The 24,884-nt window shown below is 68.3% G+C and carries 24 protein-coding genes; 8 read left to right on the plus strand and 16 right to left on the minus strand.

Annotated elements, in window-relative coordinates:
- Nucleotides 1-91 precede the first annotated feature (91 nt).
- The 3 genes from J2S53_RS19190 to J2S53_RS19200 form a co-directional block, all read right to left on the minus strand.
- Nucleotides 92-250, minus strand: a complete 159-nt coding sequence (locus J2S53_RS19190) for a hypothetical protein (protein WP_456242144.1) — start codon at nt 248-250, stop codon at nt 92-94.
- Nucleotides 251-361: 111 nt separating this feature from the next.
- On the minus strand, nt 362-577 hold the full coding sequence (locus J2S53_RS19195) for a DUF397 domain-containing protein (RefSeq protein WP_456242145.1): 216 nt from the start codon (nt 575-577) through the stop codon (nt 362-364).
- Nucleotides 574-1,416, minus strand: a complete 843-nt coding sequence (locus tag J2S53_RS19200) for a helix-turn-helix domain-containing protein (RefSeq protein ID WP_456242146.1) — start codon at nt 1,414-1,416, stop codon at nt 574-576. The genes J2S53_RS19195 and J2S53_RS19200 overlap by 4 nt, the downstream gene beginning before the upstream one ends.
- A 233-nt stretch (nt 1,417-1,649) precedes the next feature.
- Here J2S53_RS19200 and J2S53_RS19205 point away from each other — a divergent pair, with 233 nt between their 5' ends.
- A complete protein-coding gene (locus J2S53_RS19205) occupies nt 1,650-2,087 on the plus strand; it encodes a hypothetical protein (RefSeq protein WP_456242147.1) in 438 nt (145 codons plus the stop codon).
- Between the two features lie 78 nt (nt 2,088-2,165).
- On the opposite strand, the gene J2S53_RS19210 is transcribed toward J2S53_RS19205, so the two are convergent.
- From J2S53_RS19210 to J2S53_RS19245, 8 genes are all read right to left on the minus strand, one after another.
- Complete coding sequence (locus tag J2S53_RS19210) at nt 2,166-2,603, minus strand: hypothetical protein (RefSeq protein WP_456242148.1); 438 nt, start codon at nt 2,601-2,603, stop codon at nt 2,166-2,168.
- Nucleotides 2,596-5,517, minus strand: coding sequence for an FtsK/SpoIIIE domain-containing protein (locus tag J2S53_RS19215; protein ID WP_456242149.1), 2,922 nt, complete (start codon nt 5,515-5,517; stop codon nt 2,596-2,598). The genes J2S53_RS19210 and J2S53_RS19215 overlap by 8 nt, the downstream gene beginning before the upstream one ends.
- A gap of 291 nt (nt 5,518-5,808) precedes the next feature.
- Nucleotides 5,809-6,060: a hypothetical protein gene (locus J2S53_RS19220; protein ID WP_092974306.1), complete on the minus strand. Its 252-nt coding sequence runs from the start codon at nt 6,058-6,060 to the stop codon at nt 5,809-5,811.
- A 4-nt stretch (nt 6,061-6,064) separates the two neighbouring features.
- Complete coding sequence (locus J2S53_RS19225) at nt 6,065-6,325, minus strand: hypothetical protein (RefSeq protein WP_043575913.1); 261 nt, start codon at nt 6,323-6,325, stop codon at nt 6,065-6,067.
- 256 nt (nt 6,326-6,581) lie between these two features.
- Nucleotides 6,582-7,055, minus strand: coding sequence for a hypothetical protein (locus tag J2S53_RS19230; RefSeq protein ID WP_456242150.1), 474 nt, complete (start codon nt 7,053-7,055; stop codon nt 6,582-6,584).
- Between the two features lie 78 nt (nt 7,056-7,133).
- Nucleotides 7,134-7,667: a PRC-barrel domain-containing protein gene (locus J2S53_RS19235; RefSeq protein ID WP_456242151.1), complete on the minus strand. Its 534-nt coding sequence runs from the start codon at nt 7,665-7,667 to the stop codon at nt 7,134-7,136.
- 166 nt (nt 7,668-7,833) lie between these two features.
- Nucleotides 7,834-8,637: an alpha/beta fold hydrolase gene (locus J2S53_RS19240; RefSeq protein WP_456242152.1), complete on the minus strand. Its 804-nt coding sequence runs from the start codon at nt 8,635-8,637 to the stop codon at nt 7,834-7,836.
- 41 nt (nt 8,638-8,678) lie between these two features.
- Nucleotides 8,679-9,422, minus strand: coding sequence for a DUF4232 domain-containing protein (locus tag J2S53_RS19245; RefSeq protein ID WP_456242153.1), 744 nt, complete (start codon nt 9,420-9,422; stop codon nt 8,679-8,681).
- A gap of 745 nt (nt 9,423-10,167) precedes the next feature.
- Here J2S53_RS19245 and J2S53_RS19250 point away from each other — a divergent pair.
- From J2S53_RS19250 to J2S53_RS19265, 4 genes are all read left to right on the plus strand, one after another.
- Nucleotides 10,168-11,091, plus strand: coding sequence for a hypothetical protein (locus tag J2S53_RS19250; RefSeq protein ID WP_456242154.1), 924 nt, complete (start codon nt 10,168-10,170; stop codon nt 11,089-11,091).
- A gap of 11 nt (nt 11,092-11,102) precedes the next feature.
- Nucleotides 11,103-12,338 (plus strand): glycosyltransferase, encoded by a 1,236-nt coding sequence (locus tag J2S53_RS19255; RefSeq protein ID WP_456242155.1) that lies wholly within the window; start codon nt 11,103-11,105, stop codon nt 12,336-12,338.
- 111 nt (nt 12,339-12,449) lie between these two features.
- Entirely contained in the window at nt 12,450-13,415 is a 966-nt protein-coding gene (locus J2S53_RS19260; RefSeq protein WP_456242156.1) for an alpha/beta fold hydrolase, read from the plus strand.
- A gap of 80 nt (nt 13,416-13,495) precedes the next feature.
- Nucleotides 13,496-14,629, plus strand: coding sequence for a glycosyltransferase family 4 protein (locus tag J2S53_RS19265; protein ID WP_456242835.1), 1,134 nt, complete (start codon nt 13,496-13,498; stop codon nt 14,627-14,629).
- Nucleotides 14,630-14,764: 135 nt separating this feature from the next.
- On the opposite strand, the gene J2S53_RS19270 is transcribed toward J2S53_RS19265, so the two are convergent.
- The gene (locus J2S53_RS19270; RefSeq protein WP_456242157.1) at nt 14,765-15,205 is read right to left on the minus strand and encodes a peptidase inhibitor family I36 protein; all 441 of its coding nucleotides are present in this window, start codon (nt 15,203-15,205) and stop codon (nt 14,765-14,767) included.
- 221 nt (nt 15,206-15,426) lie between these two features.
- Here J2S53_RS19270 and J2S53_RS19275 point away from each other — a divergent pair, with 221 nt between their 5' ends.
- From J2S53_RS19275 to J2S53_RS19285, 3 genes are all read left to right on the plus strand, one after another.
- Nucleotides 15,427-16,401: an aldo/keto reductase gene (locus J2S53_RS19275; RefSeq protein WP_456242158.1), complete on the plus strand. Its 975-nt coding sequence runs from the start codon at nt 15,427-15,429 to the stop codon at nt 16,399-16,401.
- Nucleotides 16,402-16,644: 243 nt separating this feature from the next.
- A complete protein-coding gene (locus J2S53_RS19280; protein ID WP_456242159.1) occupies nt 16,645-16,950 on the plus strand; it encodes a YrhK family protein in 306 nt (101 codons plus the stop codon).
- 266 nt (nt 16,951-17,216) lie between these two features.
- Entirely contained in the window at nt 17,217-18,824 is a 1,608-nt protein-coding gene (locus tag J2S53_RS19285; RefSeq protein ID WP_456242160.1) for a long-chain fatty acid--CoA ligase, read from the plus strand.
- Nucleotides 18,825-18,923: 99 nt separating this feature from the next.
- On the opposite strand, the gene J2S53_RS19290 is transcribed toward J2S53_RS19285, so the two are convergent.
- From J2S53_RS19290 to J2S53_RS19305, 4 genes are read right to left on the minus strand one after another with little or no spacing between them, the layout of a single operon-like run.
- Nucleotides 18,924-20,420, minus strand: coding sequence for a sensor histidine kinase (locus J2S53_RS19290; protein WP_456242161.1), 1,497 nt, complete (start codon nt 20,418-20,420; stop codon nt 18,924-18,926).
- Nucleotides 20,421-20,428: 8 nt separating this feature from the next.
- On the minus strand, nt 20,429-21,172 hold the full coding sequence (locus J2S53_RS19295; RefSeq protein WP_456242162.1) for a response regulator transcription factor: 744 nt from the start codon (nt 21,170-21,172) through the stop codon (nt 20,429-20,431).
- A 22-nt stretch (nt 21,173-21,194) separates the two neighbouring features.
- A complete protein-coding gene (locus tag J2S53_RS19300) occupies nt 21,195-23,504 on the minus strand; it encodes a glycosyltransferase family 39 protein (RefSeq protein ID WP_456242163.1) in 2,310 nt (769 codons plus the stop codon).
- A complete protein-coding gene (locus J2S53_RS19305) occupies nt 23,501-24,835 on the minus strand; it encodes a glycosyltransferase (protein WP_456242164.1) in 1,335 nt (444 codons plus the stop codon). Before J2S53_RS19305 ends, J2S53_RS19300 begins: the two co-directional genes overlap by 4 nt.
- Nucleotides 24,836-24,884 lie beyond the last annotated feature (49 nt).

The following is a 24,884-nucleotide window of genomic DNA, read 5'->3' on the forward strand; positions in this document are numbered from 1 at the left end:
ATCCGCGGTCGGCCGTGCGGCAAGACCTCTTCCGGAAGAGGAACCGTGGCCCCGGGGAACGCGAGCTCGTTCCCCGGGCTCGCGAGGTCGATCAGTCCTTGCGTTCCCGGCGGCTGAGCCAGCCGGTTGGGATCCAGTTCGGCGCGGACCAGCGCCCCTGCTCCAGCTCCCCGTAGAGGTCCAGATAGGCCCGCTGCACGGATCTGATCGCGTCCTCGGGATCGATAGGCCCAGCTATGGTATCCGCCAACGATCCTGCGGTGAGTCTCATTGGGGATGGAGGTATGGCCCTGGGCAACGTGGTTACCGGTGACCCGCTGCTCTAGGTGTCGTCAGCGGAGGTAGTGTTCTCCGCTCGGGATCAGCGGTCCAAGCGCCCGGTTCTCACGGTGTCGATGAAAGCCCGCCAGCTTCCGGTATCCAGTGCGAGTGGGCCACGCTCCCTGTCCTTGGTGTCTCGTACCAGTCGGAAGCCCTCGGGTGAGGACGCGATCTCCACGCAGTTCCCGGTTCCGGTGCTGTAGCTGCTTTTTCGCCATCGCTGACTCGGTAATCCGGTCCGTGGGGCGTTGCTCAAGACAGCTCCTCGAATGCGCTGTGGACGAGATCCAGTGATTCGCGGGGTGAGAGAGCCTGACTCTGTACAGAGGCCAGGGCGTGCAGATAGCTACGTATCACGCCGTCGCGCTCGTGTACGGTCCAGGAAGTCACGCCATCAGCATAAACGGCCTCGGGAGTGGTCGTCTCGTCGGGCCACTGAATGATCGCGAAGGATTCACCGAGCGCGGCGTGGGCGTCCGCGGCGAACGGGACGATCTGGATGGTGACGTCGTGGGTTTCGACCATCCTTTCGATGTGGCGGAGCTGTTCCCGCATGACTTCGCGTCCGCCGATACGTTGGCGAATCGCGGCTTCGCCGAGGACAGCCGTCAGGCGCACCCCATCGGAAAGACGCTGTTGACGTCGCATCCTTAGCTCCAGGTAGCGATCGATGTCGGCTACCCGGATGTGTGGGGACACCGCTGTGATCACTCGTTCGGCGTATTCGCGGGTCTGCAGCAGACCTGGCACGAGGTCGCCTTCGTAGGTCCTTATCCAGGATGCGTCGGCTTCCAGCTCGATGAGTAGTTGTACGGCTTCGGAGAGGATGTCGCCGTAGTCCTGCCACCAGCCTGGTTCTTCGGCTTTCCTGCGAAGAGTGTCCAGCTGGGTCACGACCTCTTCTGGGATGCGCAATGCCTCGGCGGTCGCCGCGAGCACGGGTGGCGACAGCTTCGCCTTGCCCGCCTCGATCTTCGACCACGTGGCCTGGTGGATACCGACACGATCAGCCAGCTCGGTACCAGACAGGCCGTTCGAGGTCCGGTAGCTCTTCAGTCTGTTGCCGAGTCGGCGACTGCGAACCGTTGGCCGCACGTTGACTCCTTCCGGTGTGGAGATGAGCAGCTCGTATCTTCACCCAACTGATGGATTTCATGCTATGCATAATGCACGGCATTATTTTCAACATGGATACGCTACCTGAGGGTGAAAGTTAGATCACGAAGCGCATCCATCCGAAGTTGCCTTGTCCCGGCTCCAGTGAGGCGAGTGCCTCTGATCGGCAGTCGGAACTCCGTCAATCCCGAAGCGCGATCTCGAAAGGTCGGATGACCATGAACCACCAGTCGATCGAAGCGAACGAATCACGGAACCACGCGCAGCAGTGGGCCACCGAAGACGGGAGGTCGCAGCGGCAGGAGCAGGCCGACTGGCTGGACACCCTGGTTCCCGATCCGTCGGGACTGCCATCGCTCTGCGACGAGCCACGATTCACCGAGCTGCTGCGAGGGATTGTCGCGGACCACGCTCCCCACGTGTTCGCGATCGTCCAGGAATACGGCGAGCGGGTCGACGGCCGGGTGGCGGCTTGGGGAATGGCCTTCGACGAAAGGGCCGAGATAGTGACAGTGGAAGGGGACGTGCGGATGAGCCTGCGAAGTCCGGAAGCGGCGTTGCCCAACTTCCGTTTCGGTACCCGCATCCGGTCGAGACTGGTGTGGTTCGACCGCGACGCGATCACCCTCGCAGCAGCGGAGTGCACCTGAGTGGAAGTCACGGGCGTCAGCCGGTCGAGGCAGGGGAGCGTGATCGTGTGCTGCGCGCTCCCCGAAACCGGATCGGGCCTACCGCTCCCGGCGGCTGATCCAGCCGGTTGGGATCCAGTTCGGCGCGGACCAGCGCCCCTGCTCCAGCTCCCCGTAGAGGTCCAGATAGGCCCGCTGCACGGATCTGATCGCGTCCTCGGCAACGGCGGGCTCGGCCGTGGTGTCCGGCGCGGGCAGCTGCGTCACGCGCAGCCAGCGTTCCTCCCACAGCGCCTCCATGGCGGCGTTCCACCGCAGCCGGACCCCTTCCTCGACCTCCTCCTGCTGCTGCTCGGCCTGCTCGACGAGGTCGCGCTCACCGCTCAGCTCCCGCTCCAGCCGTTCGACACGATCGCGTTCGAGCTCGTGCAGCCGCTCCACCGCGTCGGTGGCCAGCGCGGCGATCTCCTTGTAGCGCTCGGTATCCGTACCGTGCCGTTCCTCGGGAACCCCGGAACCACCCGCTGCCTCAGTCATCGGTCGTATCTTCCCCGGAGATGTTGGACGAAAGCGTTTCCGGTCCCCGCGGCCTGGGAAGATTGTTCGGCTCCGCCGTGACCTCCTCCGGCTCCCCGGTGGAACCGTCCACCGCTTCGGAGAGGTCGAACGGCAGGATCACCTCGGGATGCGAGTGCACCGAACGGTCGAAGAACAGGCCGCGATGCACCCGGGGTGACCACGTGATCAGCTGCCCGGCCGCCAACGGCGCGAGCTCCTGGCCCTGCACGTCGAACGCCACCCAGGCCCCGACGTCGTCGGTGGGTCCCATGCCCAGCGCGTTGCGCAGCCGTTGGGCGCTGCGCCACCAGCCGATGGTGTGCACCCCGCACTCCGGACCCTGCTTGAGCGTCTTGCGCAGCTGGTCCAGTCCGCTGACCCTGCTCTCCGGGTCCTTGCGCTCCAGTATCGACTGCGCGGCGTCCACCGCGTAGTACAGCAGGTAGTGCGGCACGGTCTCCGACCCCGCCCCACCGGACCCGCTGCGCTCGTCGACCAGATCGGACAGTCCCCGCAGCGTCTCACCGAGTTCGCCGGGGCCGATGAAAGTGACCGTGTGCCCGGCATCGCGCAGGGCGCTCGCGACGGCCCACGCGTCCTCGGACGTGTCCTCGGTCAGCGTCGCGATCGTGAACTCGGCCCTGCCGGGGGAGAACTGCCGCCCGAGGGAGAGCGCGCTCGTCCCCAGCACCGCCGTGGCGTCCGCGTGGGCCGATCCCAGCACGGCCAGGTTCCGCCCCGGGGAGCGCTCGAACGACAACGCCGCGGCCGTGCCCCGCACATCGATCACCTGCCCCAGCAGCACCCTCGGCCGACGTGTCGCCACCGGACGCAGCTCGTCGAAGTCCGACGTGCCGATCAGGCCGGGCAGGTGCGAACCGTCGAACAACCGGGGTGGGAGAGCGTTGCGCCTGCCGGTCTCCCAGAGGTGCCGTTCCCAGAGCCGGTGCTGCAGCGAGTCGAACGTTTCCGAAGCGGTCGCGTCCGGCACGCGGACCACCTCGTTGCCGTGCTTCACGCCGGACTCGTGGTTGATCACCGCGTGCCAGCGGGGCAGCTCCAGGGCGGTGGTGTTGTTGTCCACCAGCACCCGGCGTGCCTTCGGCAGCGCCACCCGGAGGATGAACTGCTCGAAAATGGCGGGCTTTCCCCAGAACGCCTCGATACCGGAAACGTCCTGACTGGCCAGCACCAGGTGAATACCCTGGGAGCGCCCCCGACGCGCGACGTCCTCCAACAGCGTGGCGGCCTGGCTGGAGACCGCGTCGCGTTCGGCGAACAGGTACTGGAACTCGTCGATCACCGCCACTATGCGTGGCCATCTTCCCTTCGGGTCCCGCTGCCGCAGCTCCTCCAGCTTGGTGACTTCCTGCTCCTTGGCGGCGTCGGCCCGCCTACGCATCTCCGTGGCGAGGAAACGCAGTAGCGCCAAGCCGAACTCGCGGTCGGTGTTGACGTTGACCCCCACCAGCCGGGCGTGCGGCAGCCAACTCGGATCCCGGTTCCCGGGAGTGAATTGCGCGAACGACACGCCTTCCTTGAAGTCGAGCAGGTACATCTCCAGCTCGTCCGGGCTGTACCGCGCGGCCAGACTGCCGAGCATGCCGTACAGGAAGTTCGTCTTCCCCGAACCGCTCGGCCCACCGATCAGCGTGTGCGGGCTGGTGTCGCCGAGTGAGATCCGCACCGGTTCACCCTCGAAGAATCCCACCGGGGCCGACAGGTCGGTAGTGGAGTCCTGCGTCCACAGCTGTTCGGGGAGCAGGTCGTCGAAGGTGCGCACCCGGGCACGCCTGGACTGGAACGTCTCCGAGATCGCGGAACAGGCCCTGCTCACGCGCTCCCGGGGCGGCACCTCGTCCGGGCGGATCGCCAGGTGCGGCCCGGTCATGCTGCTGCGCGCCAGATCGGGGGCGAGCAGCGTCACCGATTCCAGCGCGTTGTTGACCGTCATCGGCAGATCCACCACGATCAGCTGAATTCCGCAGGCGAGCCCGTTGCGCGCCACACGCTGCAGCTGCTGTTGCTGCTCCTCCTTGAGCGGTTCGCCGTCCCCGAAGAGCACCGCCACCCGCCAGGGTTCACCGCGGTGACCCGTCTCGGCGGCCAGCGATTTCAGCGAGGTGTGACCGCCGAGCAGCGCGGTGGTGTGGATTCGGCGGATGTGCTCGGCCAACTCCTCCAGCAGGTCGTCCAGTCTGGTCGGATCGTGCGCGGTGAGCAGTCCGGAACGGGTCAGCGGGAACAGCCCGGGCAACGTGCCCGTCAGCCGTGCGGTGTCCCAGACGTGCACCCGGACCAAGCCGGGTTCGTAGTAGGACAGCATGCGCAGCAGCAGGTTCTGCACCAGCGATTCCGCGGTGTCCCTCGTGGCGCTTTCCAACGTTCCGGAGCGGCAGGTGATCCGCAGGTGCGACTCGTCGAGCAGCGGAATGGCCGCCGGGAATTCGGCCGCTTCCGGAGCGTCCGGCGCGTGAGCGGTGCCGAAACGCCACAGCGTGGGGGCGGCGACCCGGGCGTCCGCCGTGCCGATGCTGCCGAGCCATTCCCGCCACGGCGCAGCGGCGGTGCCGGGAGCGGCCTCGGCGACCAGCTCGCCGAGCTGTTCCGGGCCACGCGCGGTCCACTCGGAGAACACCTCGGTACGTTCCTCGACCGCTTCCTCCAGGGCGCGGCGGAACTCGACCTGTTCCGAACCCTCCAGTTCCCCCGGATCGCGTGCGGCGGCCGTAACCCCGTGCCGCGCGATGCGCAGCGCGTGTTCCCGTTTGGCGCTTTCCGCCCGGACACGCGCGAGTTCGTTGGCAGCCGCTCCGCGAGCCGTGGCGGCGGTGGCGCTCAGCCGATCGAAGGCTGCCTGAATGGCGCCGCGCCGTTCGTTGCGTTTACGCACACTCCACCTCGGTACTCGCATCACTGACCGTAAGCAAAGTACCACTGATCACACCGTCCGCTCGGCAGTGTGACCCGTTCCTCGTAGGTATGTCGGGTGATGCCCGCCCGCCGTGGCGGAGTCCCGAGCCACCTCTCTTTCGGGAAGTTCCACTCGGGACGTTCGTCAACGCCGGAACGCTCGTTCCGCGTCGCGAGCGCTCTCGGAGTCGGGAGCGGCAGCGGACTGCCGAACCCGGCGTGTCCGCGACCGTCGTTCGACACGTGCGGACACGCCACAGCACGGAGGGCGTTACAAACCGGTGACGAACCTGCGAACGGTTTCGTCCACCTGTTCCACGGTGGACAGGGTGCGTTCGATCTGATCGTCGGCGCGGTGCATCCCCTGCGGCACCACGGTTTCCGGGTTGTCCGGATCCATCCGTCGCAGCGCCGACTCCGCCTGGTGCAGCGCGGTACGCGAGGTCACCAGCTGCCGCTGGGCCTGTTCGAGGTGATCCGATACCGTCCGCAGTGCCTGCTGGAGCTCTTCGAGTGCCGACACGGTGTCAGAGCCGTCCCGCGTAGTTCTCTGCCGAGGTGATGCTGGCGTTGATGGTGCCCTGGATGCCGTTGAGGCTCTGCGCCGCCTCGGCCAGCATTCCGTAGGCGTGCTGGATCTCCTCCTGCCCACTGCCCTGCGTGGCCGTCGCCAGTGCCTGCTGCGCCTCCTCCAGCGAGAGGGTGGCCTGTTGTAACGCGGCCACACTCTCCGATGCCTTCTGGTTGGCGAGTGCGATCCCCGCACGAACCTCTTCCACACCTGCCATCTGTTTCGAGCCCCCTCCGGGATGGTCGTTGTCGGATGCCCCTTGCCGAACGTTCGGTCGTCCTGGCCGAACACCGATGTCGATCACCAAGTTAGCGCTCCGTGTGCGCCCGGCCGTCCTCAGGTGGCCACCGGGCGTGTCCGTGTGAGACATGCACGCGAAGCCGACCACGGTCCCGGCCGTACTCGTTCGACGGGCCGGGTCGGTTCGAGAGGCCGGGTCGGTTCGACGGGCCACACCGGTTCTATGCTCGGGATCAACCGGGGCGCCGATTGCCCTGACGCGGGGAGCGATCGGAGGTGTCCGGTGCGCCGGCGCCGGTGTCCGGGGCGGTGGAACCGGTCTGCCACGCCTCCAGCAGCACGCGTTCGCCCCCGGGGACCAGTTCGCCGACCAGCTCCGGAGCGTCCACGACCGTCCACGCGCTCGGCGGTTCGCAGGAGACCCGGCTTCCGGTGAATCCACTGCCGAGCGTGTGCAGTGTGTTCCGCACCGCCCGTGCCAGGGTCGCCGAGGGGTTACCCGTGCTCGGATCGGCGGTTTTCCGACTGATCGTCACCGAACGGCAGCCCGGCTCCTCGTCGGAGCAGTCGGTCGTTCGGACCACACGGCCGTCGAGGAGCTCGACCACGCCGGCGCAGGCATCACGAGCCGTCGCCTCGTCCTCGGCGGCCACCACCACGGTGATCAGCAGTTCCATGCCGGACTCATAAGCGGTCACGTCCGACATTGTCCCGCTCCCCGCCGCGGTGCTGTCGATCGTCCGATGCGTTGACGTCGCACCGGCGAATCGCCCGGAAGAACCGGTTCAGTCGGCCTTGCGGTGCTTGCCGCCCGTACCGTCCTCGGGGCGGGGGATCAGGTGTCCCGGTCGCGGTTCCGACTCCGGTCGGTGGTGTCTGCCGAACTCCGAGGTGGTCATCGCCTCGGTCGGTACCGCGCGGGGCCCGGAGTGGGGCTCGCGCTGCTCCGGTGTCCGCGCGGCCGTGTCGTGTGTAGAGGAACCACGCGGTTCCGGAACGGTCGCACCGGCGAGTTCGTAGTGCTCACGAAGCCGTCTGCCGTCCTCGTCCGAGAGATGGCCGTGCTCCGCCTCCACGCGCGGAGCCGTACGCACCTGCTCCCGGGAGACATCGAGGTTGAGCGCCCCCTCGGCGGCAGCGGCCTCGCCGAGCGGTACGAAGCTCTCCCGCACTCCCAGCGGCCCGGAGCGCACCGTGATCCATTCCGGCCGGTGCGTCGCGTCGTCCACGTAGATGTTGCCGACACGTCCGATACGCGATCCGTCCCGGTCGTAGACTTCGTTTCCGATCAGGTCCTGCGCGGCTGGCACGTCGTTCATGGACTCCGCCTCGATCGTACGGTCGGGTACCGAGTCGTGGTTCGGGAGCGGCGATGCGCTCCGAAAACTCACGCTGCCTGGACCGGGATCCACCCGCAACCCGTTCGAGGACGCCCTTCACGCTTTCGAGTGACCATTCGGCAGGAGTTCCACCCGTGCGGTGGAATCAGGTATTTAGTTCTCTCCCGATGAAAGTCACTACATCGTGTAGTACTTCCTCGGTGTTGGTCTCGTGGAACAGGTCGTGCCGGGCACCCGCGTAGCCGTGCTCGTGGAACTCCGGGCCGCGCAGCTGTTCCATGCCCTCCCGACTGTCGGCCTCCGGAACCAGCTCGTCCTCCTCGCCGTGCAGCCACAGCGTGGGCACGGCCAGGCCGGGGCCGCTCCGAATCGTGCGCAGGATCTTCGCCACGGCTGTCAGCGTGTGGCGCGGAAACGGTCCGTGATAGACCAGTGGATCCGCGAGGTACTCCTGACCGACCTCCGGATCCCGCGAGAGGCTCGCCGGATCGATCGGGGTGCGCGGGATGTGCTCGTCCGCCAGCAGGTCCAGCGCGTTGAAGGTTCCCAGAATCGGAGCCGACAGCACCAGCGCCACCAGGTGCTGCTGGTAAGACTGGGCGTGCCGCACCGCCACCGTGCCCCCGAGCCCGTGCCCGATGGACACCACGGGCAGTCCCGGGTACCACTCGGTCGCCCGGAGTCGGAGGGTCTCCAGGTCAGCCACGAGGCGTTCGACGTCCTCCACCACGCCGGCCTCGCCCTCGGACTCGCCGTGTCCCGCCATGTCGGGGGCGCACACCACGGCCCGCGAAGCGGCCAGCTTCTCGGCCAGCCGTCGATAACGTCCGGCGTGCTCGGCGTAGGCGTGCGAGAACAGCGCGATCCAGCCCGGTTTGTTGCCCACCCAGCTGTGCACGGCCAACCGGCCCTCGTTGCCCGAAAGTGTCCACCGCTTCGACTCGATCATGCGATCACCCCAGCACACGTTCCGGCAGCCACCAACTCCGCTCAGTGAAACGCCGTGGCGCTGACGTGCCCGTTACCGCAGACTCGACCGTAGTCCCACCGCAGGTGGAACATCTCGGTCTCGTCGGGAGGAGTCACCCGCAGCGCCGACGGCAGTGGTTCGCAGTCGCCGTCCCCGGAGCCGCTGCCACTGGGAACGACTCCCCAGTGCAGCGTCGTCGAGGTGGTCTCGCCGGGAGCGAGCCGCACGTTCGACGGTCCCGGATCCGCGCCCCACTCCACGTCGGTGGGCAGCGCCGCTCCGTTGGAGCCGGTGAACTCCAGGCCGGGATAGCCGTACACGGTGCAGGTCCTTCCGGTGGTGTTGCGCAGCGTCAGCTCCGCGTAACGCTGCCCCGCGCCGGGGTGGCCGCCCTCCATCGAGGCCGCCATCATCGAAGTGTGGCAGCGCGAGGGCCCGGAACTCTGCTTCGTGGCCGTGTTCTCGGTCCCAGCCGCATCCTCGTTCCCACTTCCCGTTCCCGTGTCGGTCGACGTCGTCGCTTCCCGGTGATCCGCCGGAGCGGCCGAGTTACCCGAGTCCTCACCCGCGGAACCCGTCGCCTCGCTCGTCGGTGTCGTGGTACCCGAACCCGACTGTTGCTCCAACGCGTTGCCCGCCGAGTCCGCTACTCCGTTCGTGCTCGCCGGTTGCTGTCCGCATCCCCCGAGCAGCGCGCCCGCGAGCAGCGTGGTCGACACGGCCAGCACGCGAGTACCGAGTTTGTTCGATCGGTGCGGGACCATTGAGGTCACCTCCCGTTCCCACCATGTCGCGGTGGGCTCGTCGTTGCCCGGTTCTTGCTGTCCCGTAAGACGTGTCGGTCGCGGCGGGGTTGTTTCCGTATTCCCGGATTGGGCGAGATCACGCCGCATTTCCGTTTTGTGTGACCTGCTGCGAAACCCCTTCGATTCGTCACGGCGGGTGGGCTTTCCGTCCCGTCCGACCTCACGACTCGTCGCCGAGCGACAGCGCCGAGTGTCCCCCGGTTACCCGTTCGTGTGGGGTCACTCACTGCGCAGCGGGAAAAGTCGATCTCACCGAGTGCTCGGACCGCCCCCGTTCCGGCCGTCGATGTGCTGGTGTGCGGTCCGATCCGGTACGCGGGGACGAACACCACCGATTCACCGGAGTGGCCCGGCTGTTCACCTGATGTGTTCTACAGTCGTGCGCGGGGATGTCCGAGTCGCGCCGCGGTCGGCCCCGCGTTGATGCGTCCGTGCCGGACGGTGTGCCGTTTTCCGTGGCGGCCGAGCGCACGGGCCGGTCGCGGTATCCGCCCGACCGTGTCGGGGTCACATGCGGGAGAGTCGGGGGTGAACCCCGATGCCGGTGAGGCCCCGGTGGGCGAGATTGGTCTCGATACAGTTCCGGAGGAGCCACATGGGAGGTTCGAGGCACATCCGATACCCGAAACGATCCCGGACACTCGAAACGAGACGGCGTCACCGGTGCGATGGACGGCGGTCTCATGAGCGGACGTGATCTGACATGACCACGATCGCGGTGTTACTCGCGGCGGTGGCGGCTTTCGGCAACGCCTTCGGTGCCCACCTGCAACACGGTGCGGTACATGCCACGATCTCCGATCGCAAACTGGGGGTTCGCAGTCAGCTGCGGCTGGTGGGCAACAGCCGCTGGCTGTTGGGACTGATCTGTCTGGGCGGCGGAACGGTGCTGCACGCCCTGTCACTGGGGTTGGCGCCGCTGAGCGTGGTGCAGCCACTCGGGGTGCTGGCACTGCCGCTGACCGTGCTGCTGAGATCCCGCGAATCGGGGATCGGCCTGGACAGGCTGCCGCGCTCCTCGGTGCTCGCCGCGCTGGCCATAACCGCCGGGGTGTCCGCGTTCGTCTTCCTCGCGGTGCGCAGCGCCACCCCCACCGCCGTGAGCCCACAGGCAGCGGGAACGGCGATCGAGCTGGTGACGGTGGCCGTGCTCACGATCGGGCTGATCGGGTTGTTGACCAGCGGATCGATGCGCTGCATCGCCTACGCGTCCGGGTGCGCCGTCGCCTACGGCCTGGTCTCGCTGTTGTTGCGGGCGGTTTCCCAGCAGGTCACCTCGGGGCGGCTCGCCGACATCGAGTTGTGGTTGCTGCTCGGCATGGGTGTGTCGGTGCTGATCGGTGGGTGGTTGTTGCAGCACGCCTACGCCAGTGGTCCGCCGGATCTGGTCGTCGCCTGCCTCACGGTGATAGATCCGCTGGTCGCGGTCGGACTGGGAATCGGTTTGCTGGGGGAGGCCGACGCCGTCGGTCCCGGGACCGCCTTCGCCGAGGGGGTGTGTGCCGCCGTGGCCTGTGCCGGTGTATTCGCGTTGGCGCGCTACCACCCGGACAACCGCGGCAGCGGCGCACATACCGTGACCCCCAACGGCAGTGACCGACGGGTAACCTCGGTCGATAGTTCGTAACGGGAGTAGCAGTGACTTCGCAACCCAGTGGGCGGCCGCTGCGGATCGTGCTCGGAGCAGTCATGTATCCGCCCGATGTCAACGGTGCCGCCAGTTTCGCCCACCGCCTGGCCACAGGACTGGCCGCACGTGGCCACGAGGTACACGTGATCTGCCACGCCCCGGACCGCCGTTCGTACACCGCGACCGAGGACGGCGTCACCGTCCACCGGGTCAGCTCCTACGGCACCCCGGCACATCCGACGACGCGGGTCTGCCCGCCCTGGCGGGCCTCCGCCGAGGCCAAACGCCTGCTGCGCGAGATCCGGCCGGACGTGGTGCACGTCCAGTCGCACTTCTTCATCGGCCGCGGTGTGATCAACGCCGCCCGCCGCATGGGGATTCCACTGGTGGCGACCAATCACTTCATGCCGGAGAACATCTTCGGTTATCTGCCGATCCCCCGCTTCCTGCAGTCCACGGCCGCCGCCGTGCTGTGGCGCAACCTGGTGAGGCACTACAGCAAGGCCGCCACCGTCACAGCGCCGACCCCTCGCGCGGTACGGCTGTTGCGGGAGCACGGTTTCAACAAGCGGGCACTGCCGATCTCTTGCGGCATCGAGATCGACCGCTATCGCAGCGCCGCGGCCGAGTACCGGGAACAGCATCCAGCCCCGGCCGTACGCACCGTGCTGTTCGTCGGCAGGCTCGACGAGGAGAAACACGTCGACGATCTGCTGCGGGCCATGTCCCTGCTGCACACCGACGCCGCCACCCGCTTGGAGATCATCGGTGACGGCAGCAGGCGTGAGTCGCTCGAACAGCTCGCGGCGGAGCTCGGTATCGCCGACCGGGTGTGCTTCGCCGGGCTGGTCGGCGAGGAGGAGCTGCTCGCCGCCTACGCGCGTGCCGACGTGTTCTGCATGCCGAGCATCGCGGAACTGCAGAGCCTGGCGACGATGGAGGCGATGTCCGCCCGAACCGCCGTGGTGCTGGCGAACGCGATGGCACTGCCGCACCTGGTGCGGCCGGGACGCAACGGCTGGCTCTACCCGCCGCGCGACGTGCACGCCCTGGCGAAGGCCATCGACGAGGTCGTCACCGAACGCGCCACCATCGACGGCATGGGGGCGTTCAGCCAGCACATCATCTCCGAGGCCCACGACATCGAAGCCGTGCTCGCCCGGTTCGAGTCGGTCTACCACCACCTGATCGACCCGGTGCACACCGACGACCCGACCGAGGTTCACACCGAGCTGGCCGGCTGAGCAGCCACCGCCGAGCGGTCCGCCGCGAGTGCCGTCACCGCGAACGGAAGCGGTACTCCCGGACGCCCGTCCGAGCCACGAGGGATGAACCGAAAGGAATCCGAGCCGCCGATGCCAGCAGCCGATCACGAACAGCTCCCGGCCGTTTCCCTGCGCGGCCGCAGAAGCCGCGAGCGGCTGGACGTCGGCGGCAGCGCGCTGCACTGCTGGCGATACGCCCCCGCCGTGTCCGAGCCGCCGGAGGCCGGAAGTCCCGAAGCCGATCACCCGTTCGGCGGGAGTGCGGAGCGCTCGCGCCCTCCCACGCTGCTGCTGCACGGGTTGCGAGGCACCCATCACGGGCTGGAACCACTGGCGGCGGCACTGCCGGAGCGGGAACTCCTCATCCCTGACCTGCCGGGCTTCGGCGACTCGGGACCGATGAGCACGCGACGGCACGACGTCGCCGGATACGCCCGGACCGTGGTCGAGCTGCTGCGCCGACTCGATCACGGCGGGGAACGGATCGATCTGCTCGGGCACTCCTTCGGCTCGGTGATCGCCGCCGCCGTGGCGGCGGGATCACCGGAGCTGGTACGACGACTGGTGCTGCTCAATCCCATATCCACCCCCGCCTCGCACGGCCCCGCGGCGCTGCTCGCCCGGTTGACCTCGGTCTACTACCGGATCGGTGAGCTGTTGCCCGCACGGCTGGGCAGAGCACTGCTCTCGAACAGATGGATCGTGCTGGGAGCGAGTCACGCGATGCTGCGCAGCCGGGATCCGAGGGTGCGGCGCTTCGTGCACGACAGCCACCTGCGGCATTTCAGCCGGTTCCACAGCCCCGCGCTGCTCGTCGAGACCTATCGTTCCTCGATCTCCGACACCGTGGCCGACCACGCCGCCGAACTGACCGTGCCCACGTTGCTGATAGCGGGGGAGACCGACGAGATAGCACCGCTCACCGGGCAGCGACGGATGCGCGATTCGCTCGTGGACGCCAGGCTGGAGGTCATCGAGGAGGTGGGGCACCTGGTGCACTACGAAGCCCCACGGCACGCGGCCCGTTCTATCCGACGCTTCCTGGACTCCGCGTGACCCCGCACCCGGATCCCGAGGTCGAGCGCCACGCCGGTGGGAAGGACGACGGCGGGCAGGAGGACACGGCGCCGAAACGGGTGTTCGTCGACGCCCGCTGGACACGAACCGACTTCCCGGACGGCATCAGCCGTTACGGAGCCGGGATCATCGAAGCGCTGCACCGCCTCCGCCCGGTCACCATGCTGATTCACGACAGGCGCCAGTTGCGGCTGCTGCCGGACGGAGTGCCCTACCGGTTGATCAACAGTCCGTTCTCGCCCCGGGAACTCCTGGTGTCGCGCACCCTGCGACGGCTGGGGGCCGAAGTGGTGTTCAGCCCGCTCCAGGTGATCGGTGGATTCCGGCGCCGATACGTTCTCGTGCTCACGCTGCACGACCTGATCTACTACCGCGATCCCCGCCCGCCCGGTTTCCTGCCGGTGCCGGTCCGGGTCGTGTGGTGGCTGTTCCACCACGCGTGGTGGCCGCAGCGGCTGCTGCTCAATCGGGCCGACGCGGTGGTCACCGTCAGTGAGACGACCAAGCGGTTGATCGCCCACCACCGCCTGACCGCTCGGTCGGTGACGGTGGTGCCCAACGCTCCGGGGGAGGCGCACGCCTCGGTCGACCGGCCGGACGCGGTGAGCGGAGCTACCGAGTCGTCCACCGCGACCTCCGGGGACGTCGCGGTGGACGAGCCCGACCGGGGCGCGGGCGCTCCTCGCGGGGAACTGCTCTACATGGGGTCGTTCATGCCCTACAAGAACGTGGCGACCCTGGTCGCGGGAATGGCCCGCTTGCGCGGTTATCGCCTTCACCTGCTCAGCCGGATACCGCCCGAGCGGGAACGCGAGCTGCGCCGGATCGTCCCCTCGAATGCCGAAGTGGTTTTCCACAACGGCATCGAGGAATCCGCGTACCGATCGCTGTTGCGTCGTGCCGCCGCGTTGGTCACGGCCTCGCGGGACGAGGGATTCGGGCTGCCGGTCATCGAGGCGATGAATGCCGGAACTCCGGTGGTGTGCAGCGACATTCCCATCTTCCGTGAGGTGAGCGGCGGTAACGCGTGGTTTTTCGACGCCGATTCGGCCGCGGAATTCGCCACGGCGGTGCGTCGCACCGAGAACGTCGAATCGCGCGGTTCCGTGGTCGCGGCGGCGCGTGCGCACGCGGCCGGATACACCTGGGACGTTTCCGCCCGAAAACTGTCCGAACTGATTTCCCGGTTGTAGGTCCGTTCCGCCTGATTCCGCCGCGCCGTTCCCGGTCTCGGCCGAACCACCTCCCCGGTGTCGCGGCCCCGGAGCGAGAGCCCGCGGGAGGTTCCGTCAGGCGAGCACCCCGACAATCCGACCGGAAAACTTCGATCAGTGCGTCCAGACCTTGATCGCCCGCACCACGTACGGTGCGCGGGGCACGAAGCTGCCGCCGGGATAGGTGCTGAAGTCCGCGCTGGTGGCGCATCGCGCGTCCTGGTAGACCGTGACGGGTCTGTCCATCCGGTTGACGAAGGAACGTGCCTCGATGTCCCCGTCCAGTCGCACGCATTCCTCCATGTTCGTGCCGCGCAGGTCGGAGGAGTGCTCGTTGCCCGCGTAGTCGGTTTCCGACCAGGCGCAGAACACTCCGACGTCGCAGGGCCGGTCGGCACCGGGCACCGCGCCCGCCGCGAGTGGTTGAACCGATCCGCCCAGCAGCAGAGCCGCCAGCAGCGGGAACAAGACCCGGCGGACTCGCGGGACGACCGGGACCCGGAAACCGCGCGGGAATCCGTGGTGCGGGTACGTGCCGTGGTCGCGAGTGAGCATGAAACATCACCTTCCGTTCCGTTCGGGGGAAGAGGTGTGATTCCCGATCGGGACACCTGTGATCAACATGCTCAACCGGTGCGCGCGCTCGCCAGCGAATCCGTCGGATTCACCCCGGAAGTGTGGTTTTTCGGTTTCGTCGTCGGTCCCGCGCCGGCCGGGCGGCGCGATGCCTCGCGGCCTGGGTGGCGTGTTTCCGGGGTTTTCGATCTCATGGAAGTATGCAGCAGATCGTGTTGGGAAAGACGGGTATGGCGGTGTCGCGAATCGCCTTCGGCACCTGGCAATTGGGTGGCGAATGGGGTTCGTTCGACGAGGAACAGGCCATCGCGGCCATTCGGCACGCACGGGAACTCGGAGTCGATTTCTTCGACACCGCCCAGGCATACGGCTTCGGCAAATCCGAAGAGGTTTTGGGGCGGGCGTTGCGCTCCGAACTGGCACGGGACCGTGACAGTCTCGTCATCGCTACCAAGGGCGGTATCAACCCGGGCGGGGAGCGCCCCAGGGACGCCCGGCGCGCGTCACTGCGGCAGGGCGTCACCGAGAGCCTGCGTGCGCTCGACGTCGACCACATCGATCTCTACCAGGTGCACTGGCCCGACGAACAGACCCCGGCCGAGGAGACCGCCGCCGCGCTGCAGGAACTCGTCGACGAGGGCAAGATCCGGCACGTGGGTGTGTCCAACTACGACGCGGCCCAGCTCGCCGACTTCGACCGCACCCGACCAGTGGAGACGCTGCAGCCGCCCTACCACCTGTTCCGGCGGGGTATCGAACGGAAGACGTTGCCCTACGCGCGGCAGCACGACATCGGGGTGCTCGCCTACAGCCCACTCGCGAGTGGACTGCTGACCGGCGGGCTGCGCCAGGACACCACCTTCGAGGCCGACGACTGGCGTTCGCAGTCCTCCGCTTTCACGGGTGAGACGTTCCGACGCAATCTGGAGGTGGTCGACCGGCTAGCGCGGTTCGCCGCCGACAAGGGAGCCGACGTCAGTCAGCTCGCGATCGCGTGGGTGCTGGCGCAGGAGGGGGTGCACGTCGCCATCGTGGGGGCGCGGAGTTCCCGCAACATCGAGAAGAGCCTCGCCGCCGCGGAGCTGCGGCTCGATGCCGAGGATCTGGCCGAGATCGAACGCATCACCGCTCCGGGCGTTTCCATCGAGGGCGCCAGTCCGGAGGGCGTGGCCTGAGCTGTCGCTGCCTGACCGGTCAGGGCCTGACCAGTAACGGCCTGACCGGTCGATGAGGACGTGCGACCACCACCTCCGCACCACGGACGCGGTGCCCCGGAACTCTGGAACCGCTCTTCGGAACCGCTTCGGCGGTGGACTGTCACGTGGCCGCGGCGGTTCCGGTTCGTCCACCGCCGCGGTCCGGCGTGACCTCGGGCCGGGCCACGAACGCAACCGACATCCGGATGGGACGCTGAAGCGATGCACGAGTCCGATCCCTCCTCCTCCACGCCGCTGGTACTGCGGATCGGCCACGAAGAGCTGCTGATCCGCAAGCGCTACGAAGTGATCAGCATCGCCAACGACATCCTCATCGCGCTGTGGTTCATGGTGGGCAGCATCCTCTTCTTCTGGGAGGCCACCACCACCGAGGGGACCTGGCTGTTTCTGATCGGCAGTATCGAGCTCGCCATCCGTCCGGCCATCCGGCTCAGCAGGCGGGTGCACCTGCGCAGACTGCGCGGCCGCCCGTCACGGCGCGACAACGACTCCGAGCAGGACTTCTGAGCCCTGCCCGTGGCGATTTCGCGAGAAATCGACGGGGCGAGGGCCGTGCCGACCCGGCGGTTTCGCGAGAGATCGACATCCCCACCCGTCGCACAACGATCGTGCCCGCCGCACAACGATCCGCGAACATCGCGGGGTGATGACGTGGTGCCAATACCCCCGAGCGGGTGATAGACACTACTGTGTCACCAGTCACGCCGACCGGGGCTCGGTCCGTACCGGCTCTCCCGGGGCGCTCTCACCCCACCAGAACGAAAGAGCCCGATATGCAGGCACTGATGCAGGACCGTCCGCTCACCATCCCGCACATCTTCCACCGGGCGGAGCGGCAGTTCCAGGACAAGCGAATCGTCACCACCACGCTGCGCGGTGAGGTCGAAAGCACCTACGCCGAGTGGGCCTCGCGCGTCCGGCGACTGGCGACCGTGCTCGACCAACTCGGGGTCCCCGAAGGGGCCAGGGTGGCCACGTTCGGCTGGAACACCCAGCGTCACCTCGAACTCTACTTCGGCGTGCCGTGCACCGGACGCGTGCTGCACACCCTCAACATCAGGCTGTTCGCCGAACAGGTCTCCTACATCGCCGAGCACGCCGCCGACGACGTGGTGTTCGTGGATCGTTCGCTGCTCCAGATGCTGTGGCCCGTGGCCGATCAGCTGACCACCGTGCGGTACTTCGTGGTCCTCGACGACGGTGCCGACTCCGAGGTCCCGGACGATCCCCGCATCCGGGACTACGAGGAGCTGCTCGCCGCCGCCGAGCCGTTCCGCGGTCGCTTCGAGGTCGCCGACGAGAACGCGGCCGCCGCGATGTGCTACACCTCCGGCACCACCGGTCAGCCCAAGGGCGTGGTCTACTCGCACCGCTCCACGGTGCTGCACTCCCTGGTCAGCCTGACAGTCGACGCGGTGGGGCTCAGCGAACGGGACACCATGCTTCCCGTGGTGCCGATGTTCCACGTCAACGCCTGGGGGCTGCCCTACGCCGCGATTTTCGCGGGTACCTCGATCGTGTTCCCCGGTCCGGCGATGAAGCCCGAGGCGCTCGTGAGCATGCTGGAGCGCCATCGCGTCACCACCACCGCGGGCGTGCCCACCATCTGGATGGGGATGCTGCCGTTGCTGGGCGACCACGACCTGTCCAGCCTGCGGGTGGTCGTCGGCGGGGGTTCCGCCATTCCCACGGCCCTGTCCGAGGGGTGGCGCGAGGCGATCGGCATTCCGATCACCCAGGCGTGGGGCATGACCGAGACCAGCCCGCTGGCCTCGGTGGCCAGCCCCCGCAGTCACCACGACGGATTGAGCACCGAGCAGCTGATCGAGGTGCGTGCCACGCAGGGCCAGGCCGTGCCGCTGGTGGACCTGCGCATCGTGGACATGGACACCGGGGAGGAACAGCCGTGGGACGGTGCCACGCCCGGTGAGCTGCAGGCGGCCGGTCCCTGGATCGCCTCGTCCTACTACGGCGACGAAGGGCGGGACGCGTTCACCTCCGACGGGTGGCTGCGCACCGGCGACGTGGCGACGATGGACGAGCACGGTTTCGTTCGGCTCGTGGACCGCACCAAGGACCTGGTCAAGTCCGGCGGCGAGTGGATCTCCTCAGTCGAGCTGGAGAACCACATCATGGCCCACGAGGACGTGGCCGAGGCGGCGGTGATCGCCAAGCCGGATCCGAAGTGGACCGAGCGCCCGGTGGCCTGCGTGGTCACGGAGGAGGGGAAGCAGCTCACCTCCGAGCAGGTGTTCGACCACCTGCGGCAGCGGGTGGCGAAGTGGTGGCTCCCGGACGAGGTGTGGTTCGTCGACGAGCTGCCCAAGACCAGCACCGGCAAGTTCTCCAAGAAGACGCTCCGGGAACAGCTGCTCGGCTGAACGGCTTTCCGCCGGGCGAGGACCCGCCCGGGTGCTCCGGCGTGGTCGCGGTGAAGCGGAGTATCCGCGACCGCGCCGTTCGGGCAGGACCGAGCCCGCTCACCCCGCTTCGGGCAGCACGAGCCGGAAGGTGGCTCCCCGCCCGGCGCGGGTGTCCAGCTCGATCCGGCCACCGTGGCTTCCCGCTATGGCCGCGGCTATCGCCAACCCCAGGCCGCTGCCGCCGTGTTCCCGGGTGCGGGCCGCGTCGGCCCGGTAGAACCGGTCGAACACCTGACCCGCCTGTTCGGGGGTCAGTCCCGGCCCCCAGTCGGTGACCTCCACGATCGCGGTCGGCGTGCCCGCCACCAGCTCCGGGCCGGACGCCCACCGCGCGGAGCCGTTGAGTCCGCCGTTCGCGCTGCCTGCCGGGGCCGTGCCCACCCGAACCCGGATGTCGGTGTGCGGCGGGGTGTGCGACAGCGCGTTCGAGACCAGATTGCCCACCACCTGACGCAGCCGGTGGGAGTCCCCGATCACCCGCACGGACTCCAGTTCCGTGGCGTCCGGGCGTAGCGGATCCAGCCGTACCCGCGAGGATGACTCCCGGTGCGCCGTGCCGCTGATCGCGTCGGCGGTCACCGAGAGCAGGTCGACCTCCTCCCGGTCGTAGACCGGCTCCTGGTCCAGCTTGGCCAGCAGCAGCAGGTCCTCCACCAGCAGGCTCATGCGTTCGGCGTTCTGCTCGATCATCCGGTGCGCCTCGTGCCGCTGCTCCGCGGGCAGGCTCTCGTGCTTGAGCACCAGCTCGGCGAAACCGCGCATCGAGGTGAGCGGTGTGCGCAGCTCGTGTCCCGCGTCGGCGACGAACCGCCGCAGCCTGGCCTCGGAGGACTCGCGTTCCCGCAGCGCGGCCCGCAGTCGTTCGATCATGGTGTTGAGCACCCGGCCGAGCCTGCCGATCTCGGTGTGCGGATCGGTCTCGCGCAGGCGCAGTTCCAGGTTCCCCTCGGCTATCGCGCCCGCCGTCCGTTCCATCCTGGTCAGCGGCAGCAGCCCGAGGCGCACCACCCACCGGCCGAGCGCGATCAGCCCCACCACGGTGGCCAGCAGCAGTGCCGAGTTCAGCCAGAGCAGCTTCGACACGGCCCCTTGCAGCGTGTCCAGCGGTAGCGCGACCACCGCCGAGCCCTCCCCGGGGACGTCCTGCCGCAGTACTCGCCAGCTGTCACCGCCGGATCTGGCGGGCACGGTGGTCGGCTCCCGGTACTCGAAGAAGCTCCCGGCCTGCGCCGTCCGCAGTTCCGGGCCGTTCTCGGGTCCGCTGCCCAGCGACTTACGCAACTCGCCGCTCGGGGTGTAGAAGTACACCCGGAAATCGGAGGGCAGCCGCCGCTGTCCGTCGTCTGGTTCACCCGGTATCGGGCCACCTATCGCCTCCGGCCGGGGCGGCCGGAAATCCTCCAGCTGTTCGTCCACCCTCCCCAGCAGCCAGGAGCGCAGCACGACCACGCCGATCACCTGCGAGGCCAGCACAGCGAGCGTGGCGAGCAGGGTCGCGCCGATCAGCAGCCTGCGCCGCAACGAGCGGGCACGCAGCCAGTCCGGAACAGTCACCCCACCCGTCACGACGGCGCCGTCCCGGCGTGTTCCCGCGGTAGCCGGAGGCAGTAGCCGACGCCGCGCACGGTGTGTATCAGCGGCGGCTCGAACCGGTCGATCTTGCGCCGCAGGTACCGCACGTAGGTCTCCACGATCCTGCCGTCACCGGCGAAGTCGTAGTTCCACACCTGATCGAGGATCTGGGTCTTGCTGACCACCCGCGTCGCGTTCGTCATCAGATATGACAGCAGGTTGAACTCGGTGGGCGAGAGCTGGATGTACTCGCCCGCCCGGTGAACCTCGTGCGCCGCCTGGTCCAGTTCCAGATCGGCGTAGCGCAGGGTGTCGGAGTCCGCCGCACCAGTGCTGCCCTCCTCGTGGCCGGTGCGCCGGAGGATCGCCCGGATGCGCAGCAACACTTCGTCCAGGCTGAACGGTTTGGTGACGTAGTCATCGCCACCGGCCGACAACCCCTCGATGCGGTCGTCGACCTCGGTGCGTGCGGTGAGGAACAGCACGGGCGTCTCCAACCCGGCGGCCCGCAGCCCGCGGGTCACCGCGAATCCGTCCAGATCGGGCAGCATCACGTCGAGCACCACCAGGTCGGGGCGGAAACGTTGCGCCTCCACGAGCGCCTGCTGCCCGGTCTCGGCGACGCCGACGGTGTAGCCGGCGAGCCGCAGCGTCGACTCCAACAGGATGCGGATACTCGATTCGTCCTCGACGACCAGGATCCGCCGCTCGACGGCCGCGTCGGATTCGCCCATGCTGTTCTTCCCACTCGGTCTTTCACTCACACTCGTACAGCGTCGACGACTGCCCCGTGCCCGAACTCGATCCGCCCGAACCGGATCCGGACGCGTCACCGTCGTCGCTGTTCTGACTGCCGGTCTGACTCCGGTTGTCGGTCTCGCTCTGACTGTCGCTCAGATATTCGGAGGAATCCACCTCGGAGCAGTTCTGCTCGATCCACTCGCTCCGCTGTTGGGAGTAGCCACCGCCACCGGGGCCGCCGCCCCGGCCGCCGCCACCGGGACCACCGCCCGAACCGAGGACGTACCGCAGTTCGCCGTTGTCGGTCCACTCCGCCAACTGTGACACCGAGGGAGCGTTGTCACTGCCGGTGAAACCGCCCATTCCGATGACCGTGGCGTCACTGTGCAGGATATATGACGAGGCCGACATGGAGCCGCCGCTGATCGCCAGCTTGATGCGAGCCGATCCCGAATGCTGGATCGCGTAGTCCAGGACCGCCTGTTGCCGGTCGCTCAGCGAGGTGCCACCCCGGCCTCCTCCCGGTCCGCCACCTGCCGGGAAACCACCGGATCCGTTGCCGCCCCGACCACCTCCGGGACCGCCACCGCCGAAACCGCCCATGCTCGACGGTCCGGCCGTCGGGTTGGTTCCTCCCATGCCGGTGGATCCTCCGGCCGGTTCGCTGATCGCCCAGGCACCCGGCGCCAGTAGCACGGCCACCATCGAGCACGCCGCGGCCAGCGGCAACAGCCGCGACCACTTCCAGCCTACGGCCAGCAGCACGACGGCCAGCGCCCCGACACCGAGCACCGCCCAGGCCAGCCAGCCCATCCAGTCGGGAGTGCGTCGGATGATCACTGCCGCCCAGCAGACGGTCGCCACCACACCGAGCATGCCCGCGGCGGGTACCCAGCGGGACCCAGCACGATGGGCGCGCACCAGCAGCACCACCAGACCGCCGCACAGCGCGGCGACCGCGGGCGCGAGCTGTGTCGTGTAGTAGGGATGGATCGTGCCCTGCTGGAACGAGAAGACCGCCCCGCAGATCAGCAGCCACAGTCCCCAGAGTGCCCAGCCGCCCGCGGCCAGTGGTTGTCCCACGGTTCGATCACCGCTGCGCCGCAACACGCCGACCGTGATGGCCAGCAGCAGCGCGATCAGGCACAGCGGCAGCAGCCAACTGATCTGGCCGGCCAGCTGGTCGTTGAAAAGCCGCAGCGGCCCGGCGCTCCCCGCGAAACCACCGCCCTGGCCGCCGCCTCCGCCCGGGAAGCCGCCGCCTCCACCGGGAAGCTCACCCGTGCCGCCGGGAAGACCGTTCGAACCGTTCGCCGAGCCACTGTCGGAACCGTTACCGGACCCGGTGGCGCCGCCACCCGGACCGCCGGTGCCTCCGCCGCCGGGACCCTCGCCGCCGAACACGCGGCCGAGGCCGTTGTAGCCGATGACCAGGCTCCACGCCGAGCCGTCCTCACTGCCACCGATGTAGGGGTGGTTGCCCGGCCAGAGATCGACCATCGCCACCCACCACAGCGACGACACGAGCAGCGACACCGCCGCCGCCCCCAACTGCGCCAGCTTCGTTCCCCAGCCGAACCGGGAGCCGATCAGCCAGACCACGGCGAAAGCGGGCACGACCATCCAGGCGGCCAGCATCTTCGTGAGGAAGCCGCAGCCGATCAGTGCCGCCGATCCGCACAGCCACAGCGTGGCGTTCCTACCGCGGTTGGCCTGCGACGCGCGGGTCAGCGCGTAGGCGGCAGCCACCAGGAACAGCATCAGCAGCGGGTCCGGGTTGTTGTCCCGGTTGATCGCCACCGTGATGGGGGTCAGCGTCAGCACCAGGGCCGCGATCAGCGCCGCGCTCTCACCGGCCCAGCGCCGTACCGTGCGGTGCAGCAACAGCACGGTGAGCACGCCCTCGACCACCTGCGGCAGGATGAGCGCCCAGCCCTGCATGCCGAAGATCTTGCTGCTGATCACCTGCGGCCACAGCGCGGCGGGTGGTTTGTCGACGGTGACTACCCCTGCCGGGTCGAACGACCCGAACAGGAAGTTCACCCAGCTCTCGCCCATCGACTTCACCGCGGCCGAGTAGTAGGTGTTTCCCCAGCCCAGCGAGCCGATCGCCCAGCCGTACAGTCCGGCCGCGAGTACTAGGATCGCCGCCAGCGCTATCTTCGACCACAGTGGGCCGCTCGCGGCGCGATGGTCGGTGGGGCGCTGTTCACCTACTCCGGAGTCACCTACTCCGGGTTCACCTCCCCCGGCCGCATCGGTGATGGTTCCCGATATCCGCGTGGAACCCATGTGGTTGTCGTCCTCCGTTGTTTCGGTACTCAATTCGTCTCACCACTTTCCTGCCGTGGTGAGCTGGAGTCGTCGTGGCGGAACACCGTTGTCCGCAGCAACAGGAAACGAATGGCGGTGACCAGTACGGAAGCGCATGCCAGCACCACGGATTCCGCGGCGGGGGAGGCGTCGCCCGCCGCCGAGTCGTAGAGCAGTACGGCCGCCGAGGTCACCAGGTAGCCGAGCAGGAACAGCCCGCCCGCGCCGATGTGGGCCCGGCCCAAACCGGTCTTGGAGTCCCGGAAGGACAACCTCCGGTTCGCCTCCGTGTTCATAATCGTCAGCACCAGCAGTGAGACGAAGTTGGCCGCCACGGCGGGCCACCACTGGCGCAGCAGCCAGTACAGCACCGCCTGGCCGATGGTGCAGAACACCCCGATCAGCGCGAAGTAGCCGAGCTGTCCGAACAGCCGGGAGCGCTTGGACTCCGGCGCCAGCACCGCGTCGGGGTGCTCGGAGGTGACCGGACCGCGCGGGGGGACGGCGACCCGGGCGGCACCGGTGCGTTTGCGGCGGGCGATCCGCCAGAGCCCGCGCAGATCGTCCACGGCGGTGTTGAACACCTTCACCCTGCTGTCGGTGTCCTCGACCCAGTCGACCGGAACCTCGTGGATCCGCAGGCCGTTGTGCTCGGCCAACAGCAGCAGTTCGGTGTCGAAGAACCACTCGTCGTCGTTGGTGGCGTGCAGCAGCGGGCGCAGCGCCGAGGTACGGACGGCCTTGAAACCGCACTGGGCGTCGCTGAAGCGACTGCCGTGCGTGAGCCTGATCAGCTTGTTGTAGCAGCGCGAGATCAGCTCGCGCCGGGGCCCCCGGACCGTGCGGGCCGCGGGGGCGAGCCTGCTGCCGATGGCCATGTCGGAGTGACCGCTGGCCAGCGGCGCGACCAGCGGCAGCAGGCCGTCCAACCCGGTGGACAGGTCCACGTCCATGTAGACCGCGATGTCGGCGTCGGTGTTTCCCCAGGCCGTGCGAAGCGCGAGCCCGCGTCCCTTGCGATCGAGCCGCAGGCAGTCGACCCCCCTCATCTCCTCCGAGAGCTGTTCGGCCAGCTCGGGGGTGCTGTCGGTGCTGGCGTTGTCCACGATCGTGATGCGCCAGGGAAACGGGAAGTCGTTTCGCAGCCGTTCGTGCAACGTCGTGACACAGCCGCGCAGCGCGCGCTCCTCGTTGTGGACCGGGATGACGATGTCCACCGTGCTCGGGCCCAGCGGCGGGGAGGTGGTTTCCGGGGAGGCTCGTTCGGTCGTCCCGACCGGCTCCTCGTAGGGAAACTGGAACGTCGCCCCGCAGCGCTCGGGGCTCGTCGGACTCGCGGTCATGGCTCCTCTAACGCGAAGGTCGGTTCGGCTCTGTGTCTGAACGGATGGG

Source organism: Actinopolyspora lacussalsi (assembly GCA_030803735.1).
Classification (GTDB): domain Bacteria; phylum Actinomycetota; class Actinomycetes; order Mycobacteriales; family Pseudonocardiaceae; genus Actinopolyspora; species Actinopolyspora lacussalsi.

Bases quoted from the DNA above. Each gene is read 5' to 3' on its own strand.
- J2S53_RS19280 (WP_456242159.1), top strand. From the start codon at position 16,645: ATGCACGAGTCCGATCCCTCCTCCTCCACGCCGCTGGTACTGCGGATC.
- J2S53_RS19225 (WP_043575913.1), bottom strand. From the start codon at position 6,325: ATGGCAGGTGTGGAAGAGGTTCGTGCGGGGATCGCACTCGCCAACCAG.
- J2S53_RS19240 (WP_456242152.1), bottom strand. From the start codon at position 8,637: ATGATCGAGTCGAAGCGGTGGACACTTTCGGGCAACGAGGGCCGGTTG.
- J2S53_RS19285 (WP_456242160.1), top strand. From the start codon at position 17,217: ATGCAGGCACTGATGCAGGACCGTCCGCTCACCATCCCGCACATCTTC.
- J2S53_RS19260 (WP_456242156.1), top strand. From the start codon at position 12,450: ATGCCAGCAGCCGATCACGAACAGCTCCCGGCCGTTTCCCTGCGCGGC.
- J2S53_RS19305 (WP_456242164.1), bottom strand. From the start codon at position 24,835: ATGACCGCGAGTCCGACGAGCCCCGAGCGCTGCGGGGCGACGTTCCAG.
- J2S53_RS19250 (WP_456242154.1), top strand. From the start codon at position 10,168: ATGACCACGATCGCGGTGTTACTCGCGGCGGTGGCGGCTTTCGGCAAC.
- J2S53_RS19270 (WP_456242157.1), bottom strand. From the start codon at position 15,205: ATGCTCACTCGCGACCACGGCACGTACCCGCACCACGGATTCCCGCGC.
- J2S53_RS19245 (WP_456242153.1), bottom strand. From the start codon at position 9,422: ATGGTCCCGCACCGATCGAACAAACTCGGTACTCGCGTGCTGGCCGTG.
- J2S53_RS19235 (WP_456242151.1), bottom strand. From the start codon at position 7,667: ATGAACGACGTGCCAGCCGCGCAGGACCTGATCGGAAACGAAGTCTAC.
- J2S53_RS19205 (WP_456242147.1), top strand. From the start codon at position 1,650: ATGACCATGAACCACCAGTCGATCGAAGCGAACGAATCACGGAACCAC.
- J2S53_RS19295 (WP_456242162.1), bottom strand. From the start codon at position 21,172: ATGGGCGAATCCGACGCGGCCGTCGAGCGGCGGATCCTGGTCGTCGAG.
- J2S53_RS19230 (WP_456242150.1), bottom strand. From the start codon at position 7,055: ATGTCGGACGTGACCGCTTATGAGTCCGGCATGGAACTGCTGATCACC.
- J2S53_RS19210 (WP_456242148.1), bottom strand. From the start codon at position 2,603: ATGACTGAGGCAGCGGGTGGTTCCGGGGTTCCCGAGGAACGGCACGGT.
- J2S53_RS19275 (WP_456242158.1), top strand. From the start codon at position 15,427: ATGCAGCAGATCGTGTTGGGAAAGACGGGTATGGCGGTGTCGCGAATC.